General features: G+C 62.5%; 15 protein-coding genes and 3 pseudogenes. 15 read left to right on the top strand and 3 right to left on the bottom strand.

Features of this window, described 5'->3' with window-relative positions; all coding sequences use genetic code 11:
- Positions 1-45: 45 nt before the first annotated feature.
- The 10 genes and pseudogenes from nagZ to HB778_RS34040 all read left to right on the top strand — a co-directional run bounded on the left by nagZ (position 46) and on the right by HB778_RS34040 (position 9276).
- A pseudogene (gene nagZ, locus HB778_RS34085) lies at positions 46-1064 on the top strand (beta-N-acetylhexosaminidase).
- A gap of 63 nt (positions 1065-1127) precedes the next feature.
- The gene (locus tag HB778_RS34080) at positions 1128-1928 is read left to right on the top strand and encodes a segregation and condensation protein A (protein WP_183465314.1); all 801 of its coding nucleotides are present in this window, start codon (positions 1128-1130) and stop codon (positions 1926-1928) included.
- Entirely contained in the window at positions 1925-2692 is a 768-nt protein-coding gene (gene scpB / locus HB778_RS34075; protein ID WP_095199901.1) for an SMC-Scp complex subunit ScpB, read from the top strand. Before HB778_RS34080 ends, scpB begins: the two co-directional genes overlap by 4 nt.
- 179 nt (positions 2693-2871) lie before the next feature.
- Complete coding sequence (locus HB778_RS34070; RefSeq protein WP_013895102.1) at positions 2872-3093, top strand: twin-arginine translocase TatA/TatE family subunit; 222 nt, start codon at positions 2872-2874, stop codon at positions 3091-3093.
- 29 nt (positions 3094-3122) lie between these two features.
- Complete coding sequence (gene tatB, locus HB778_RS34065; RefSeq protein WP_183460247.1) at positions 3123-3884, top strand: Sec-independent protein translocase protein TatB; 762 nt, start codon at positions 3123-3125, stop codon at positions 3882-3884.
- Positions 3881-4756, top strand: a complete 876-nt coding sequence (gene tatC / locus HB778_RS34060; protein WP_183460245.1) for a twin-arginine translocase subunit TatC — start codon at positions 3881-3883, stop codon at positions 4754-4756. Before tatB ends, tatC begins: the two co-directional genes overlap by 4 nt.
- Positions 4757-4857: 101 nt before the next feature.
- The gene (gene serS / locus HB778_RS34055) at positions 4858-6162 is read left to right on the top strand and encodes a serine--tRNA ligase (RefSeq protein WP_183460243.1); all 1305 of its coding nucleotides are present in this window, start codon (positions 4858-4860) and stop codon (positions 6160-6162) included.
- Positions 6162-6920 carry a 5'/3'-nucleotidase SurE gene (surE, locus tag HB778_RS34050; protein ID WP_183460241.1) on the top strand — a complete coding sequence of 253 codons (759 nt, stop codon included), beginning with the start codon at positions 6162-6164 and terminating at the stop codon, positions 6918-6920. The genes serS and surE overlap by 1 nt, the downstream gene beginning before the upstream one ends.
- Positions 6917-7570 carry a protein-L-isoaspartate(D-aspartate) O-methyltransferase gene (locus HB778_RS34045; protein WP_183460239.1) on the top strand — a complete coding sequence of 218 codons (654 nt, stop codon included), beginning with the start codon at positions 6917-6919 and terminating at the stop codon, positions 7568-7570. Before surE ends, HB778_RS34045 begins: the two co-directional genes overlap by 4 nt.
- Before the next feature lie 179 nt (positions 7571-7749).
- Complete coding sequence (locus HB778_RS34040; RefSeq protein ID WP_183460237.1) at positions 7750-9276, top strand: peptidoglycan DD-metalloendopeptidase family protein; 1527 nt, start codon at positions 7750-7752, stop codon at positions 9274-9276.
- A gap of 111 nt (positions 9277-9387) precedes the next feature.
- Here HB778_RS34040 and HB778_RS34035 read toward each other — a convergent pair whose 3' ends face one another.
- On the bottom strand, positions 9388-10278 hold the full coding sequence (locus HB778_RS34035) for an NAD-dependent epimerase/dehydratase family protein (protein ID WP_183460235.1): 891 nt from the start codon (positions 10276-10278) through the stop codon (positions 9388-9390).
- A 156-nt stretch (positions 10279-10434) separates the two neighbouring features.
- On the opposite strand from HB778_RS34035, the gene HB778_RS34030 reads away from it, so the two are divergent.
- A complete protein-coding gene (locus HB778_RS34030) occupies positions 10435-10995 on the top strand; it encodes a hypothetical protein (protein ID WP_244661741.1) in 561 nt (186 codons plus the stop codon).
- Here the strand turns inward: HB778_RS34030 and HB778_RS34025 are convergent.
- A pseudogene (locus HB778_RS34025) lies at positions 10967-11913 on the bottom strand (IS630 family transposase). The gene HB778_RS34030 and the pseudogene HB778_RS34025 sit on opposite strands and share 29 nt — an antisense overlap.
- A gap of 74 nt (positions 11914-11987) precedes the next feature.
- Here HB778_RS34025 and HB778_RS34020 point away from each other — a divergent pair.
- A pseudogene (locus tag HB778_RS34020) lies at positions 11988-12257 on the top strand (helix-turn-helix transcriptional regulator); the annotation flags it as partial.
- A 6-nt stretch (positions 12258-12263) separates the two neighbouring features.
- Here HB778_RS34020 and HB778_RS34015 read toward each other — a convergent pair.
- Positions 12264-13139: an ATP-binding protein gene (locus HB778_RS34015; protein WP_183460233.1), complete on the bottom strand. Its 876-nt coding sequence runs from the start codon at positions 13137-13139 to the stop codon at positions 12264-12266.
- Between HB778_RS34015 and HB778_RS34010 the strand changes: the two genes are divergently transcribed.
- From HB778_RS34010 to secDF, 3 genes are all read left to right on the top strand, one after another.
- Positions 13123-13335, top strand: a complete 213-nt coding sequence (locus tag HB778_RS34010) for a hypothetical protein (RefSeq protein ID WP_183460231.1) — start codon at positions 13123-13125, stop codon at positions 13333-13335. The genes HB778_RS34015 and HB778_RS34010 overlap by 17 nt on opposite strands.
- 93 nt (positions 13336-13428) lie before the next feature.
- On the top strand, positions 13429-13770 hold the full coding sequence (gene yajC, locus HB778_RS34005; protein ID WP_010909882.1) for a preprotein translocase subunit YajC: 342 nt from the start codon (positions 13429-13431) through the stop codon (positions 13768-13770).
- A 51-nt stretch (positions 13771-13821) separates the two neighbouring features.
- Positions 13822-16371, top strand: coding sequence for a protein translocase subunit SecDF (gene secDF, locus HB778_RS34000; RefSeq protein ID WP_183460229.1), 2550 nt, complete (start codon positions 13822-13824; stop codon positions 16369-16371).
- Positions 16372-16385: the final 14 nt, after the last annotated feature.

The raw sequence follows: 16385 nt of genomic DNA, 5'->3' as shown, positions 1-16385 counted from the left end.
TCCCCGACGATTCCCTTTAACCGCGCGAAGCCCTAGACTCCTGATATGACCGAATCAAAATCCATGATCCTCGGCTGTGCCGGAAATCGCTCACCCGCGAAGAAATCAATTTCTATCGCAATGAATGCCCATGGGCCTTCATCCTGTTTGCCCGCAATATTGGCGAGACCGAGCAGATCCGCGATCTCGTCGCCGAGATGCGCGACTGTATCGGACGGCCGGATGCGCTGGTGTTTATCGACCAGGAAGGCGGCAGGGTGCAACGCCTGCGGCCGCCGCTGGCGCCGAACTATCCGGCCGGCGGAGCGCTTGGCGCGCTGTGGCGCGACGATCACGACGCCGGCGCCCGTGCTGCCTGGCTGATGGCGCGCCTGCATGCCTTCGACCTCTTGCGCTACGGCATCACGGCGGATTGCCTGCCGGTGCTCGACGTGCCGATCGAAGGCGCCAGCGACGTCATCGGCGCGCGCGCCTATGGCAAGGAGCCGCGCCCGGTCATAGAACTCGGCCGTGCTGCCGCCGAAGGCCTAATGTCCGGCGGCGTGCTGCCGGTGATGAAACACATTCCCGGCCATGGCCGGGCCTTTGCCGACACACATTTCGAGCTGCCAATAGTCAACGCCTCGCTGAGCGATCTGCAGCGACATGATTTTGCCCCGTTCCGGGAGCTCAACGACCTGCCGATGGCGATGACAGCGCATGTCGTGTACAGCGCCATCGACCCCAACAACCCGGCGACCACCTCCGGCAAGGTCATCGACGAGATCATCCGCCGCGAGATCGGCTTCGATGGGTTGCTGATGAGTGACGACACCTCGATGAAGGCACTTTCTGGGGATTTCCCGACAAAGGCGGCCTCGATCCTTGCGGCGGGCTGCGATCTGGTCCTTCACTGCAATGGCGTTTTCGAGGAGATGGCGGGCATCGCATCGCGCACCAAGGGGCTTGAGGGCAAGTCGCTGGAGCGTGCAAAGCGGGCACTGACCTATATAAAGAAACACGACGCGGTCGAGGAAACCGAGATACGCGCGGAATTCGCCACCTATTTCGATGCGGTGGCCTAGCAAAAGGAAGTGACAGGGACAGTGGCGGAAACATTGGAAAGCAAGGCCGCGAAGGCCGCACCGATGGACCGTCTGTGGGCCGAGAACGACGATTCACGCGTCACCGGCGATCCGTCGCTGGTCGTCGACGTGGCCGGCTTCGAAGGCCCGCTCGATCTCCTCTTGCATCTTGCCCGCACCCAGAAGGTCGACCTGGCGCGGATTTCGATTCTGGCGCTGGTCGAGCAATATCTGACCTTTGTCGAGACGGCGAGGGCGCTGCGGCTCGAGCTTGCGGCCGACTATCTGGTGATGGCGGCGTGGCTGGCGTTCCTCAAGTCGAAGCTGTTGATCCCCAAGCAGCCGGGCGAAGAGGGCGAGAGCGGCGAGGAACTGGCAGCGGTGCTGCAATTCCGGCTGAAGCGGCTGGAAGCCATGCGCGACGCGGCGGCGCGTCTGGTCAACCGCAACCGGCTCGGCCGCGACGTGTTCGCGCGCGGCATGCCGGAAATGGTCATCATCGAGAAGCGCAACGCCTATTCGGCGTCGCTCTATGATCTGCTGACCGCCTATGCCCAGCAACGGCAGAAGCAGGCGATCAACAATGTGACGATCGCCAGGCGTGGTGTCTGGTCGCTCAAGGACGCGCGCGACATCCTGACCCGCCTGGTCGGGGCTGTGAGCGACTGGACGACGCTGGAAAGTTTCCTGATCGTGTACATGACCAGTCCCGAGGAGAGGCGCACGGCGATCGCCAGTTCCTTCGCGGCAACATTGGAACTGGTGCGCGACGGCACGATGGATGTGCGCCAGGATCAGACGTTCGCGCCGATCTATCTGCGCGGCCGCGCACCGGCAATCAAGGCAGTCGAGGTGGCATCATGAGCGAACGCGCCAACGCTTCGGTTATCCCCTTCAAGGTGGATGATGGGCCGGAAGAGGGCGATCTCGACCAGGCGTCCGTCCAGAATTCGGCACAGAATCCCGCCGAGCGCCTGCATATGGCGGAGGCGGTGCGCATGGCCGAGGCGATTGTCTTCGCCAGCGCCGAACCCGTCAGCGAAAAGCAGCTTGCGGCACGCCTTCCCGACGGCATCAACATCGCCCTGGCAATGGCCGAGTTGCAGCAGGTCTACGCCCGGCGCGGCGTCAATCTGGTGCGGGTCGGCGACGCCTGGGCTTTCCGCACGGCAGGCGACCTCGCCTTCCTGATGAGCCGTGATACGGTGCAGCAGCGCAAGCTGTCGCGCGCGGCGCTCGAAGTGCTGGCGATCATCGCCTATCACCAGCCGGTGACGCGCGCCGAGATCGAGGACATCCGCGGTGTCGAGACGTCGAAGGGCACGCTGGACACGCTGCTCGAGACCGAATGGGTGCGCATGCGCGGCCGCCGCAAAACGCCCGGCCGTCCCGTCACCTACGGCACGACCGAAACCTTCCTTGACCATTTCGCGCTCGAGGAAATCCGCGATCTTCCCGGCATGGAGGAACTGAAGGGGGCCGGCCTGCTATCGGGCCGCATGCCGTCGAACTTCTCCATTCCGCAGCCGCCGGCCGACCCCGACGCGCTGACCGATGACGAGGATCCGCTGACCGATATCGATCTCGAGGAACTCGGCCTTTTGACGCCGCGCGTCACGGAAGATTGACCGCGGGCGTCTATCAAAAGCGGCTTTACGCCTTTACATGCGCCGTTTGGTAGCGGGCCGCCTTGCCGAAAATGCGTGACATCCGCCAGCCTTTCATAAACTCTGTCGCGGTTGTGTTTGAATCCCAACGCGAAAACGCATAGATCATCGCCAGGGAAAACATTCGAGAGAGATTTGCTATGGGTTCATTTTCGATTTGGCACTGGATGATCGTGCTGGTCATCGTGCTTCTGGTGTTCGGCCGCGGCAAGATTCCGGAGCTGATGGGCGACATGGCCAAGGGCATCAAGAGCTTCAAGAAGGGCATGGCGGACGACGACGTCGCCGAGGACAAGCGCACCGTCGAACACCGTGCCGATGAGACCGTTTCGGCCGTGAAGGAAAAGGCCAGCAAGAGCTGAGCCAAGAGTTCTAGTCGGAACAGATTGCCATGTTTGAAGTCGGCTGGACCGAAATGCTGGTGATCGCGATCGTTATGATCGTGGTCGTCGGGCCGAAGGATCTGCCCAACATGCTGCGCACCTTCGGGCGCACGACGGCGAAGCTGCGCGCCATGGCCGCCGACTTCCAGAAACAGTTCAACGAAGCGCTGAAGGAAGCCGAGCTCGACGACGTCAAGAAGTCGGTCGACGAGCTCAGGGGCCTGAGTCCCGTTGCCGAGATCAAGAAGCAGCTTAATCCGTTTGAGCAAGCGGCAGCCGATGTGCGCGCAGGTGTGGACGCGGCGATGAAGCCGAAGCCGGCGGCTGATCCGGCAGCACCCGCCGCTTCGACGCCGCAGGCAGCCGAGCCGCTGAAGAATGGCGCGACGGAAATGCCTGGCGTCAGCGGGCCAGAGGCCGCGCCGCCAACGCCGATTTTCCCGGCGATGACCGATGAATCGGTGGTAGCGGCATCCACGGAATCTGCCGTGGCGCCGAAGGCATCCGCGGCCAAGAATGCCGTCAAGGCAGCGCCGGCAGCGAAAGCGCCGTCCAAGGCCGCGACTTCCGCGAAGGTGGTGACGGCAAAAGCCGCACCCGCACCCAAGGCGTCGACAAAGGCCGCGACAGCGGCAAAGCCTGCAACCGCCGCTTCGACGAAGTCCGCCGCCGCCAAGGCGACTGCCGCAAAGACCGGGGCGAAGGCCGAACCGAAGCCTGCCGCGGCGAAAAAGCCGGTGGCCAAAAAGACGGCGGGAGCCGCCAAGTGAGCGTTTCGGACAAGGAAAAGGACGAGATCGAAAAGTCGTCGGCGCCATTGATGGAGCATCTGATCGAGTTGCGCAGGCGGCTGATCTGGTCGCTCGGTGGCTTCTTCGTTGCCTTCCTGGTTTGCTTCTTCTTCGCCAAGAGGCTGTTCAATCTGTTGGTCGTCCCTTTCAAATGGGCGACGAAATGGGCGGGTCTCGATCCGCATAAGGTCGAGCTGATCTATACCGCGCCGCAGGAATTCTTCTTCACGCAGGTCAAGCTCGCCATGTTCGGCGGCATGGTCATCGCCTTTCCGCTGATCGCCACGCAGATCTACAAGTTCATTGCGCCCGGCCTGTACAAGAACGAGCGCAACGCCTTCCTGCCGTTCCTGATCGCGTCGCCGATCCTGTTCCTGATGGGCGCCTCGCTGGTCTATTTCTTCTTCACGCCGATGGTGATGTGGTTCTTCCTCGCCATGCAGCAGGTCGGCACCGACGATCAGGTGCAGATTTCGCTGCTGCCGAAAGTGTCGGAATATCTCAGCCTGATCATGACGCTGATCTTCTCCTTCGGCCTGGTGTTCCAGCTGCCGGTGGTGACCAGCCTGATGACGCGCGTCGGCATGCTGTCGTCCAAGGCGCTGGCGGAAAAGCGCAAATGGGCGATCGTCATCGCCTTCATCGTTGCTGCCGTGCTGACACCGCCGGATCCGATGAGCCAGATCGGTCTGGCCATTCCGACCATCCTTCTCTACGAGGTCTCGATCTGGGCCGCGCGATGGATCGAGCGGGACCAGGAAAGGCAGCGGCTGGCACGTGAGAAGCAGGAGGCCGGGGAGACCGTGGCCGACAAAACGCCGGACGAGCCTCCAGCGCCGGCTGCTTCGTAAAAAACAGGCAGCGCTGGAAAGAGACAGTCGCTGCCCGGTCTATCTTGCATCAATCAAGGATGCGGTTTACGCCCTCTCGCATAGCTGAGGACGGATAAACCATGCTTGACATCAAATGGATTCGCGACAACCCGAAGGCCCTTGTCGAGGCGCTGGTGAAGCGCTCGTGGTCGGCGGCGGAGGGGCAGTCCACGGTCGATGATTTGATCGCCAGGGACGAGGCGCGGCGCGAGCACGTCACCGAACTGCAGACCAAGCAGGAACGCCGCAACGCCGCCTCCAAGGAGATCGGCAACGCCATGCGTTCGGGCGATGCCGCCCTTGCCGAAAAGCTGAAGGCCGAAGTCGGCGAGATCAAAACCTTCATCCAGAATGGCGAGGCGCGTGAGCGCGAACTCGACAAGGCGCTGAGCGACGCGCTGGCGGTGCTGCCCAATGTGCCGCTCGACGATGTGCCGGTCGGGAAGGACGAGCACGACAATGTCGTCAAACACATCGTCGGCAAGGCGCCGACGCGGCCGAACTGGGTGAAGGAGCATTTCGAGATCGGCGAAGCGCTCGGCATGATGGATTTCGAGCGGGCGGCAAAGCTGTCGGGCTCGCGCTTCACCGTGCTGAAGAGCGGCCTGGCGCGGATGGAGCGCGCCATCGGCCAGTTCATGCTTGACCTGCACACGACCGAGCATGGCTATGAGGAAGTGATCCCGCCGCTGATGGTGCGCGACGAGGTGCTGTTCGGCACCAACCAGTTGCCGAAGTTCGAGGAGGACCTGTTCTTCACGCCGCACGGGGAGGGCAGGCTTGGCCTGATCCCGACCGCCGAGGTGCCGCTCACCAATCTGGTGCGCGAGGAGATAACTGCCCATGAAAAACTGCCGCTGCGCTATACGGCGCTGACGCCGTGCTTCCGTTCGGAAGCAGGCTCGGGCGGGCGTGACACGCGCGGCATGCTGCGCCAGCACCAGTTCTACAAGGTCGAGCTGGTGTCGATCACCGACCAGGAATCCTCGCTGGCCGAGCACGAGCGGATGACTGAGTGTGCCGAGGAAGTGCTGAAGCGGCTCGAACTGCCGTTCCGCACCATGGTGCTGTGCACCGGCGACATGGGTTTTGGCGCGCGCAAGACCTACGACATCGAGGTCTGGCTGCCCGGCCAGAACGCCTATCGCGAAATCTCGTCCTGCTCGGTCTGCGGCGATTTCCAGGCACGCCGCATGGATGCCCGCTACAAGGATCGGGATGGCAACGGCAACCGTTTTGTCCACACGCTCAACGGTTCGGGCACCGCTGTCGGCCGCGCACTCATTGCCGTCATCGAAAACTACCAGAATGAGGATGGCAGCGTAACCATTCCTGAAGTGCTGCGGCCTTACATGGGCGGGCTGGCAAAGATCGAAGCGAAATAATGCGCATTCTTCTGACCAATGACGACGGCATTCATGCCGAGGGGCTGGCGTCGCTCGAACGCGTCGCCCGCACCCTGTCCGACGATGTCTGGGTGGTGGCGCCGGAGCAGGACCAGTCCGGCTATGCGCATTCGCTGTCGATCTCGGAACCGTTGCGGCTGCGCAAGATCGGCGAAAAGCATTTTGCCGTCCGTGGCACGCCGACCGATTGTGTCATCATGGGTGTGAAGAAGATCCTGCCCGGCGCGCCCGACCTGATCCTGTCCGGCATCAATTCGGGCGCCAACATCGCCGACGACGTGACTTATTCCGGCACCGTCGCCGGCGCCATGGAAGGCGCGCTGCTCGGCATCCGCTCGATCGCGCTCAGCCAGGGCTACTCCTATGTCGGCGAGGACCGCATCGTTCCTTACGAGACGACCGAGGCACTGGCGCCGGCGCTGCTGAAGAAGCTCGTCGCGACGCCGCTGCCGGACGGTGTGCTGCTCAACGTCAATTTTCCCAACTGCCTTCCCGAAGAGGTCGTCGGCACGGTCGTCACCACGCAAGGAAAACTCGTGCACAGCCTGTGGGTGGACGAGCGCCGTGACGGGCGCGGCCTGCCTTACTATTGGCTGCGCTTCGGCCGCGAGCCGGTCGAAGGCAAGCAAGGCACCGACCTCCATGCGCTGCGCAATCGTCTGGTGTCGGTGACGCCGTTGCAGCTCGACCTCACCGCGCATGAGATCCGTGATCAGCTGAGCAAGGCGCTTGCATGAACCTGCCTATCGATGACCGCGAAGGATTTGCCGCTTTCCTTTTACGCCTGCGCGGCAGGGGAACCGTGCCGAAGGCGCTGATCGCGGCTTTCGAGGCGACGCCGCGGCGCGGTTTCCTGGCGCCCCACTTCTACCAGATCGCCTGGTCCGACCGCATGCTGCCGATCGAATGCGGCGAGGCGATCGAAGGCGCCGACATGCAAGCGGCGGTGATCGCGGCCCTTGCCATCGAAGCGGGAAACCGCGTGCTCGAGATTGGCACCGGCTCCGGCTATACTGCGGCGGTGATGTCGCGGCTGGCGGCGCGCATCGTAACCGTCGATCGCTACAAGACGCTGGTCGAACAGGCCAGGCAGCGTTTCGAGGCACTTGGTATCGGCAATGTCATCGTGCGCCAGGCGGATGGCTCCGGTGGGCTGCCTGCCGAAGGGCCGTTCGACCGCATCGTCGCCTGGGCGGCTTTCGACAGCTTGCCGCGCTTCCTGCTCGACCAACTGTCGAGCGGCGGCATCGTCATCGCACCGATCGGGCCGGAGGAGGGCGAGCAGGTGCTGGCCAAGCTGACCAAGGTCGGCAGCCGTTTCGAGCGCGAGGACATCGGCATGGTGCGGCTGCAGCCGATCCTGCGCAGCGTCGCCGCAGTGATCTAGTTTCCGGCAGAGCACTGGTCCGCGGTCGAACACCTGTTCGGCCTCATGATCCATGCCTCCAGCTATCCCCAAAATGTTTTAAGAAAATTTTCGTCGGATTCTAATGGGTTAACCGCCCAGTAACATTAACGCGCTTTAATCCTGTCTCAGTTGGTGCAGCGTTTGTGCGGGTTAGTGCGATGCAACTCAGTGTTTTGAAGACAAACAGTCGCAATCTGGCGCGGGGCTGCGCTGTTCTCATGATTGCGGGTGCCGCCGCCGGGTGCAGTTCCCAGGCTTCGCGGTTCAACAGCGTCGACGATGTCTTCACTTCCTCGACCAACAATCAGCGCGCCATCATCAACAAGCAGGATGCCGCGCAGCCCTATCCGGGCGATGTATCGGCTGCTCCGCTTGACGGCAGCCACACGCAGTCGGTCAGCCGCTCCAGCCTCGAACCGGTTTCGAGCCGGCCGTTGCCGCCGCCAGCTTCAGCTCAGGCCGCGCCGGCACTCGCGCCTGCCGCCAATCCGGTGCGTGTCGCATCGGCGCCAGCCATGGTGCGCCCGGCGCCGCATGTCGACAGGGTGACAACCGGCACCGTCGAGCCGGCGGCCAAGCCGTTCAAGAATGCCCAGCCCGACGCGCCGAAGATGGCAGAAGCGGGCAGGCCGCACGCGACCGAGATCGTCGTTCGCGACGGCGAAACGATCAACGGCTTGGCGCAGCATTACAAAGTGCCGGCCGACGTCATCATGAAGGTCAACGGGCTTAGCGCGACCAAGGGACTGAAGACCGGGCAGAAGATCGTCATTCCGGCCTATGCCTATTCGAGCAAGGCCGAGCCGAAGGTCGCTGACGCGAAGCCGGCGAAGGACGGCAAGCACGATTTGCCGGCCACCGCGCCGGACAAGGTCGCCGTCCTGCCGCAGCAGCCGAAGCTCAAGGAGGGCAAGGCTGCCGCGCAGGTCGATGCTTCGGCGGCTGCAAGCCAGCCCAAGGAGCCCAAGCCCGCGCAGGTCGCCAAGGCAACCGGTGCCGCCGGCACCTATACGGTCCAGTCGGGTGACACGATGTCCTCGATCGCCAGGAAGACCGGCGTCGGCGTCGTTGCGCTGAAGCAAGCCAATGGCATGAAGGATGGCCTGCTCAAGATCGGCCAGACCCTGAAAGTGCCGGCCGGCGGAACCGCGACGGTTGCCAGCGCCAAGCCGGCTAAGGTCGATCCGGTGACCACGGCAACCACCCAGCCCCCGGCAAAGACCACGCCGTCGGAGACGCTGGCATCCTACACGCCGCCGAAGAAAGACGCGAAGGTCATCCAGCAGGCTGAGGACGACGAAGCGGTGGCGCCCGATGCCACGGGTATCGGCAAGATGCGCTGGCCGGTGCGCGGCCGGGTGATCTCCGGTTTCGGATCCGGCAAGGACGGCGTCGACATCGCCGTGCCGACGGGCACGCCGATCAAGGCGGCCGAGAACGGCGTCGTGATCTATGCCGGCGACGGGCTCAAGGAATTCGGCAACACGGTGCTGGTGCGCCACGAGAACGGTCTGGTCACCGTCTACGGCCATGCCAGCTCGATCGAGGTGCAGCGCGGCCAGAAGGTCAAGCGCGGTCAGGAAATCGCGTTGTCGGGCATGAGCGGCACGACGGACTCGCCGAAGCTGCACTTCGAAGTGCGCAAGAACTCGGCGCCGGTCGATCCTTCGACCTATCTCGAATAGAATAAAAAACGCAATTTGCGGGCCGTCTGACCTCCAGTCCGGCCCGCCGGCTCAGCCCGTTCCGCAAGGAGCGGGCTTTTTCAGTTTTGTGCAAAAGCCCGCCAGCAAGACTCACAGATGATCGCGCAGCGTGTCGGCGATCATCTCCTCAAGGCTGCTGGCCTTGACGCCCAGAAGCGCCTCGGTGTCGGAGGCATCAACCAGCAAGGGGCTCTCGAAAAGATAGCTCATCTCAATGACCTCATGCATGCCCAAGGCTTCCATCTCGGCGACGGAATAGGAGCGTATCGCTGAAACCTCTCGTCCGAGCAGCGCCGCGGTTTTCTGGATGAGCTCGCGCGGCGAGGCGTATTGCGAGGGAACGTGAAACGCCCGATCCCATTCACCCGTGTAGCGGGCGGCCGCGACAAGTGTGCTCGCGACATCCCTGGTGAAGGTCCAGGCATGGTTTGCGTCGAGATCTCCAATGAAGGCGGTGGGCTTGCCCTCGATGATGGAGGGCAGCGCGACCAGGGAGAAGTAGCTGATCGCGCCCTGTCCGAGATAGTCGCTGGAGCGTATTTCGATCGCCGGCACATCGGCACGGACCGCTCGCTGCCACATGATCGTCCTGGTTGTTCCTTTCCTCGACGTCGGATCCAGGGACAGGTCGGAGCGAAGCGGGCTGCCGGCATTTTCCCCGTAGCCATAGAGGTTTCCGAGCACGATGAGCTTCGCGCCGACCGCTTCCGCCGCGCGCACGGTGCCGTCGATGATGGGGAAAAAGTCGGTCGGCCAGCGATGATAGGTGGCCATGGCACACATGAAGATGGCATCGGCGCCTCGGCAGATACGCGACAGTTCCGAGGCATCCGTGGCATCGGCCTGTATGGTCCGCACGTTCGGCAACGCGTTCGAACCGACGCTTCGGCTGGTGAGAACGACATCATGTCCTTCCTCACCAAGAAGGCGCGCGGTCTCGCGTCCAACCGGGCCCGCGCCGACAACAACATAGAAACTCATGGCAACCTCTCTTCCAAGCTTGACGGAGAGGCGTGCGTACAGGTTCGCGGCATTGAAAATCGCGCGGGAATTGCCAAATCTTGAACAGGTTTCGCCATGAATCGAGAGAGCATGCGTCCGCAATCCGCTCCGGCCCGATCCCCGTCCGACGTAACAATGGTTTCCCGGCATATTGAGGCGGGCGTCCATCGCCTGCCGCGGGCGCCACACCACCGTGTCATGGTGCATGCAAGCGCGGCGACGCGCTCCTACTGCAATCAGGTCGGGCGCTATTTCGTCAGGCGCGCCGGCGATATCGACCTGGTGCCGGCTGGCGAGGAGGGCGGTTTCGAGGCTGAAACCGCGTTCGACACGATTGAGATTGTCTTGCAGCCAGCGCTGATGGAAAGGGTAGCGGTGGAACTTGGCGGCAGGGCGCTGGCAACGCGACTCGACACGCGCCATCTGCTTCGTGACCAGCGCATCGAGCATCTTGCTCGCGCACTGCAGAGCGATCTCGATGCGCCGAGCGGCTCTCTGTTTGCCGACAGCATTGGCGCCGCGCTCGCGGTCAGGCTGCTCGGCCTCGATGATATAGACATCGACCGAACGAACCGCTTGTCGGACACCCAGCTCAAGCGCGTCCTAGAGTACATTGAGGCCGCTCTGCATGAGCCGCTCTCGATCGATCGACTAGAGCGGGATGAATTTAGGTTGGTACATACCCGGCCTCGGTGAAGTAATTTCTGCATTCGGTTGAAGTGACGGTGCCGAGGATCTGACCGATGGCTTCGCAGACGGTCTCGACTGTTCGTCTGGCAGCCTTGCGCAGCCAATGCTTGAGCTTGGCGAAGAGCTTCTCGATGGGGTTCAGATCGGGCGAGTATTTGGGCAGCAAGAACAACCTGGCGCCGGCCGCGCGGATGGCGCGGCGCACGGCCTTGCCTTTATGTGAGCCGAGATTGTCCATGATGACGATGTCGCCGGGCTTGAGGACTGGGACGAGAACCTTGTCGACATAGAGCTGAAAACGCTCGCCGTTGATCGGTCCGTCGATGAGCCATGGTGCATCGACGCAGTCATGACGCAGCGCCGCCAGGAAGGTCATTGTCTTCCAATGGCCGTGCGGCACCTTGGCCTTGATCCTCTCGCCGCGCGGCGCCCATCCCCTGAGCGGTGCCATGTTGGTTTTGGTCCATGTCTCGTCGATGAACACCAGACGGGAAGGATCGATGCGGTCCTGATACTTTGCCCACTGTGTCCGCCTGCGCGCCACATCCGGGCGATCCTGCTCAGCCGCGATCAGCGTCTTTTTTGTGACTGAGCTTCTCGGCGTGGACGAACTCCCACACCGAGCGGTAGTCGACCGCAAGGCCGCGCTCGGCCAGCTCGATCACAAGACCGCGCAGCGTAAAATCCGTGGCCCGGCAGCGCACCAGAAGCCAGTCCCGATGCTCACCGGCAATCTTCTTCGGCCGGTGCCCACCCATCTTGCCGGGTGCAAGGCTGCTCGTTTCGCGCAAGCGGCGCACCCACCTGATGACGGTGCTGATACCAACTCCATAGCGCACCGAGGCCTGCCGTCGCGACAGCCCCTCCCCGCTCAACCGACGCAACAACCCGTTCGCGAAGATCCATCGAATAAGGCTTGCCCATCCTTACCAACCTCCTTGCCTAGCAAGAAGGTTGAATCAGATTTGCCACCCTAGGGGAATCCCTTCGATTCAGCCTCAATTCATCCCGCTCTAGCCCGGGTTGCCGGCGCCAGCAGCTCGCATTTGCGGACATGGTTCAAGGTGGCGACGGGCGTCACCTTGCATCGCTATGTGTTGCGACGTCGCGTCGAACGCGCGCGCCTCCTGCTGCAGCAAGGCGATCTCAGCACAAGCGAGGTCGCGGAATTGACGGGCTTCGCGCACCAGTCACATCTGGCGCATTGGATGCGCCGCGAGATTGGCCAAACGCCGCGCGACGTGCGACGGGCGCGGCCGCCCAGGTGACACGCCTCAATCCTTGAGCGGCTTGCCAAGCCGGCCGGCCAGGTCCTGCGTGAACTGCCAGGCGACGCGGCCCGAGCGGCTGCCGCGCGTCGTCGCCCATTCCAGCGCTTCCGCGCGCAACTGCTCGGGGTCGATGTCAAGGCCATGATGGCTCACATAGCCATTGATCATCTCGAGATATTCGTCCTGCGAACATTTGTGGAAGCCGAGCCAAAGCCCGAAACGATCGGACAGCGAGACCTTTTCTTCGACCGCTTCGGACGGGTTGATGGCGGTCGAGCGCTCATTGTCGATCATGTCGCGCGGCAACAGATGGCGGCGGTTCGAGGTGGCGTAGAAGATGACGTTGGCCGGGCGGCCTTCGACGCCGCCTTCGAGTGCCGCCTTCAGCGACTTGTAGGAGGTGTCGTCATGATCGAAGGACAGGTCGTCGCAAAACAGGATGACGCGGAAGGGCGCCGCCTTCAGCAGACCCATCAGTTTGGGCAGCGTGTCGATGTCTTCGCGGTGAATCTCGATCAGCTTGAGCGGCAGGTCGGATTTGGCCCTGGCGTTGATCTCGGCATGCACGGCTTTGACCAGCGACGATTTGCCCATGCCGCGCGCGCCCCACAACAGCACGTTGTTGGCGGCAAAGCCGGCGGCGAAGCGTTCGGTGTTGTCGACGAGGATGTCGCGGACACGGTCGACGCCGCGGATCAGGCCGATGTCGACGCGGTTGACCTTGCGCACCGGCTCCAGATAGCCGGGATCCGCCTGCCAGACGAAGCAGTCGGCCTCGCCGAGGTCCGTTTCAGGCACCGGCGGTGGGGCGAGGCGGCCGACAGCCTCGATCAGGCGGTCGAGTTTCTTGTTGAGGGCGTCGATGCTGCTGTCGGTCATTTCAGGTCTTTTTGGTTCGTTTCCTGGGGCGGGCAGGTGGGGGCGTTCGAGATCCGTCGCGTTCGAAACCGGTTCCAACCTTTTGTTCGAGCGTGATCTTTTCCGAAAACCGGCTCGCGCTTTTCGCGGTCATGCTCTAACACGGCCCGACAAGCCGGAAAAGCAGCCGATTTGCCCGGCCGCGCAGTTGCATTGACAACTTTACCGACTATATTCCGGCCAAATTTCAAGGGGCCGCCAAACTCCGCAGGACGGTTGGCTGCTGTTTTCAAAATTCAGGAGTACCTCGATGTTCGTGACACCGGCATACGCCCAAGGCATCGGCGGCGCCTCTCCTGATATGTTCATCAGCATTTTGCCGTTTGTCCTGATTTTCGTGATCATGTATTTTCTGATCATCCGCCCGCAGCGCACGCAGCTGAAGAAGCGCGGCGAGATGCTGGCGGCGGTCCGTCGCGGCGACACGGTCGTCACCGGCGGCGGTTTCGTCGGCAAGGTGACGAAAGTGATCGACGACAACGAGCTCGAGATCGACCTTGGCGGTGGCACCAAGGTGACGGCGCTGCGCTCGACGATCGCCGATGTGCGCGTCAAGGGCGAACCGGTAGCCAACCAGAACGCCAAGAAATAACCCAATTCCAGGCGGAGCGATCCGCGGACACGCTCTGACGGACGACGCCATATGCTGTATTTTTCGCGCTTCAAGATGATCCTGATCTGGCTGGCTGTGGCCGCCACAGTGGTCCTCGCCGCGCCCAATCTCATCCCTGCAAGCACATTGGCACAGTTGCCCAGTTGGGTGCCGAAGCGGCAGATGACGCTTGGCCTCGACCTGCAGGGTGGCTCGCACATCCTGCTCCAGATGGACCAGAACGACCTGATCAAGGCGCAGTTGGAGACGACACGCGACGAGATTCGGACGTTGTTGCGTGATGCAAAGGTAGGCTACACCGGCCTTGCCGGCACGGGCCGGACCGTGCAGGTGCGCATAACGGACCCAGCTCAGATTGATGCCGCAAAGAAGGCGTTGAAGACTTTGACCGATCCGGTGGCTGCAGGCCTGTTCACCGGCGGCTCCATCCAGGAAATGTCGCTCGACGATTCCGAACCGGGCGTGCTCAAATTCACAGCCACCGACGCCGGCGTTAAATACCGTACCTCGTCCGCATTGGCGCAATCGATCGAAGTCGTCGAGCGCCGCGTCAATGAACTCGGCACCACCGAGCCGATCGTGCAGCGGCAGGGCGACGATCGCGTCCTGGTTCAGGTTCCCGGCCTGCAGGATCCGCAGCGGCTGAAGGAGATCATCGGCCAAACCGCCAAGTTGACCTTCCAGATGGTCGACGATTCGATGCCGGTGCAGGATGCGTTGAAAAATCGCCCCCCAAGCGGTTCATCGATCCTTTATTCGCAGGACGATCCACCGGTTCCCTACCTGATCGAGAACCGCGTGCTTGTTTCGGGCGAGGATCTCGCCAAGGCGACGGCAACTTTTGATTCGCGAACCAACGAACCGGTGGTGTCGTTTACCTTCAACTCGCGCGGAGCAACACGCTTCGGTCAGGCGACGGCGGCGAATGTCGGTAAGCGCTTCGCCATCATCCTCGACAATCAGGTGATTTCAGCGCCACAAATTCGCGAACCTATCCTTGGCGGCTCCGGTCAGATTTCCGGCAGTTTCACCGCTGAAAGCGCCAACGATCTGGCCGTGCTGTTGCGCGCCGGCGCGTTGCCGGCGAAGCTGACCGTGATCGAGGAACGAACCGTCGGTCCGGGCCTTGGCCAGGATTCGATCCATGCCGGCAAGGTCGCCGGCATTATCGGTTCGATCCTCGTCGTTGCCTTCATGTTCGTCGCCTATGGCTTCCTCGGTTTCCTCGCCAACATCGCGCTGGCGGTGCACGTGGCGATGATCGTCGGATTGTTGTCGCTGCTCGGGGCGACGCTGACCTTGCCGGGTATTGCCGGTATCGTGCTGACCATCGGCATGGCGGTCGATTCCAACGTGCTGATCTACGAGCGTATCCGTGAGGAACGGCGTGCCGGCCGCTCGGTGATCCAGGCGATCGACACTGGCTTCTCGAAGGCGCTGGCGACCATCGTCGATTCCAACGTCACGTCGCTGATCGCCACCGTGGTGCTGTTCTATCTCGGCACCGGCCCGGTGAAGGGCTTTGCCATCACCTACGCCATCGGCATCCTGACCACGGTCTTCACCGCTTTCACCTTCACGCGCCTGCTGGTGTCGATCTGGCTGCGCCGCGCCCGTCCGAAGGAATTGCCGAAGGCGCCGGTGACCTTCATTCCGCCGGGTACCAAGATCCCCTTCATGGGCATCCGCCGCTGGACGTTCGCGCTGTCGAGCTTCCTGTCGGTGCTGTCTGTGGTGCTGTTCATGACGGTCGACATCAATTACGGCATCGACTTCAAGGGCGGCTCGATGATCGAGGTGAAGGCCAAGAGCGGCGACGCCAATCTCGGCGATATTCGCGCCAGGCTGATGGAACTCAATATCGGCGAAGTGCAGGTGCAGCAGTTCGGCGCGCCGAACGACGTGTTGATCCGCGTCGGCACGCAGGATGGCGGCGAGAATGCCGAGCAGACGGTCATCGACAAGGTGCGCGGCGAGCTGCAGGACCAGTATGATTTCCGCCGCGTCGAGGTCGTGGGACCAACGGTTTCCGGAGAACTCGCCAAGCAAGGCACCATCGCCATGCTGGTCGCGCTGATCGGCATCCTCGTCTATGTCTGGTTCCGTTTCGAGTGGCAGTTCGCTGTCGGCGCCATCGTGGCGACGGTGCACGATGTGGTCATGACGCTCGGTTTCTTCGTCATTACCGGGCTTGAATTTAACCAGTCGTCGCTGGCGGCGATCCTGACCATTATCGGTTACTCGCTGAACGATACGATCGTGGTCTATGACCGCGTTCGAGAGGATTTGCGAAAATACAAGCGAATGCCGCTGCCGCAGCTGTTGAACAACGCCATCAACGAGACGCTGTCGCGAACGACGCTCACCTCGGTGACGACGATCCTGGCGCTGTTGGCGCTGGTGCTGTTCGGCGGCGAAGTCATCCGCTCCTTCACCATGGCGATGCTGTTCGGTGTCGTGTTCGGCACCTATTCGTCGATCTTCATCGCGGCACCGCTGCTGATCCTGTTCAAGCTGCGGCCACAGGCTTCGGCCGATGAGGAGAAGCCGGTCAACGGCGGCAAGGCGGTCGCGACCTGACGCGCGGCCCCGAA

The organism is Mesorhizobium huakuii (assembly GCF_014189455.1).
Classification (GTDB): Bacteria; Pseudomonadota; Alphaproteobacteria; order Rhizobiales; family Rhizobiaceae; genus Mesorhizobium; species Mesorhizobium huakuii_A.
The sequence above is the reverse complement of the archived record's forward strand: the minus strand, read 5'-3'. Positions and strand labels throughout refer to the sequence as shown.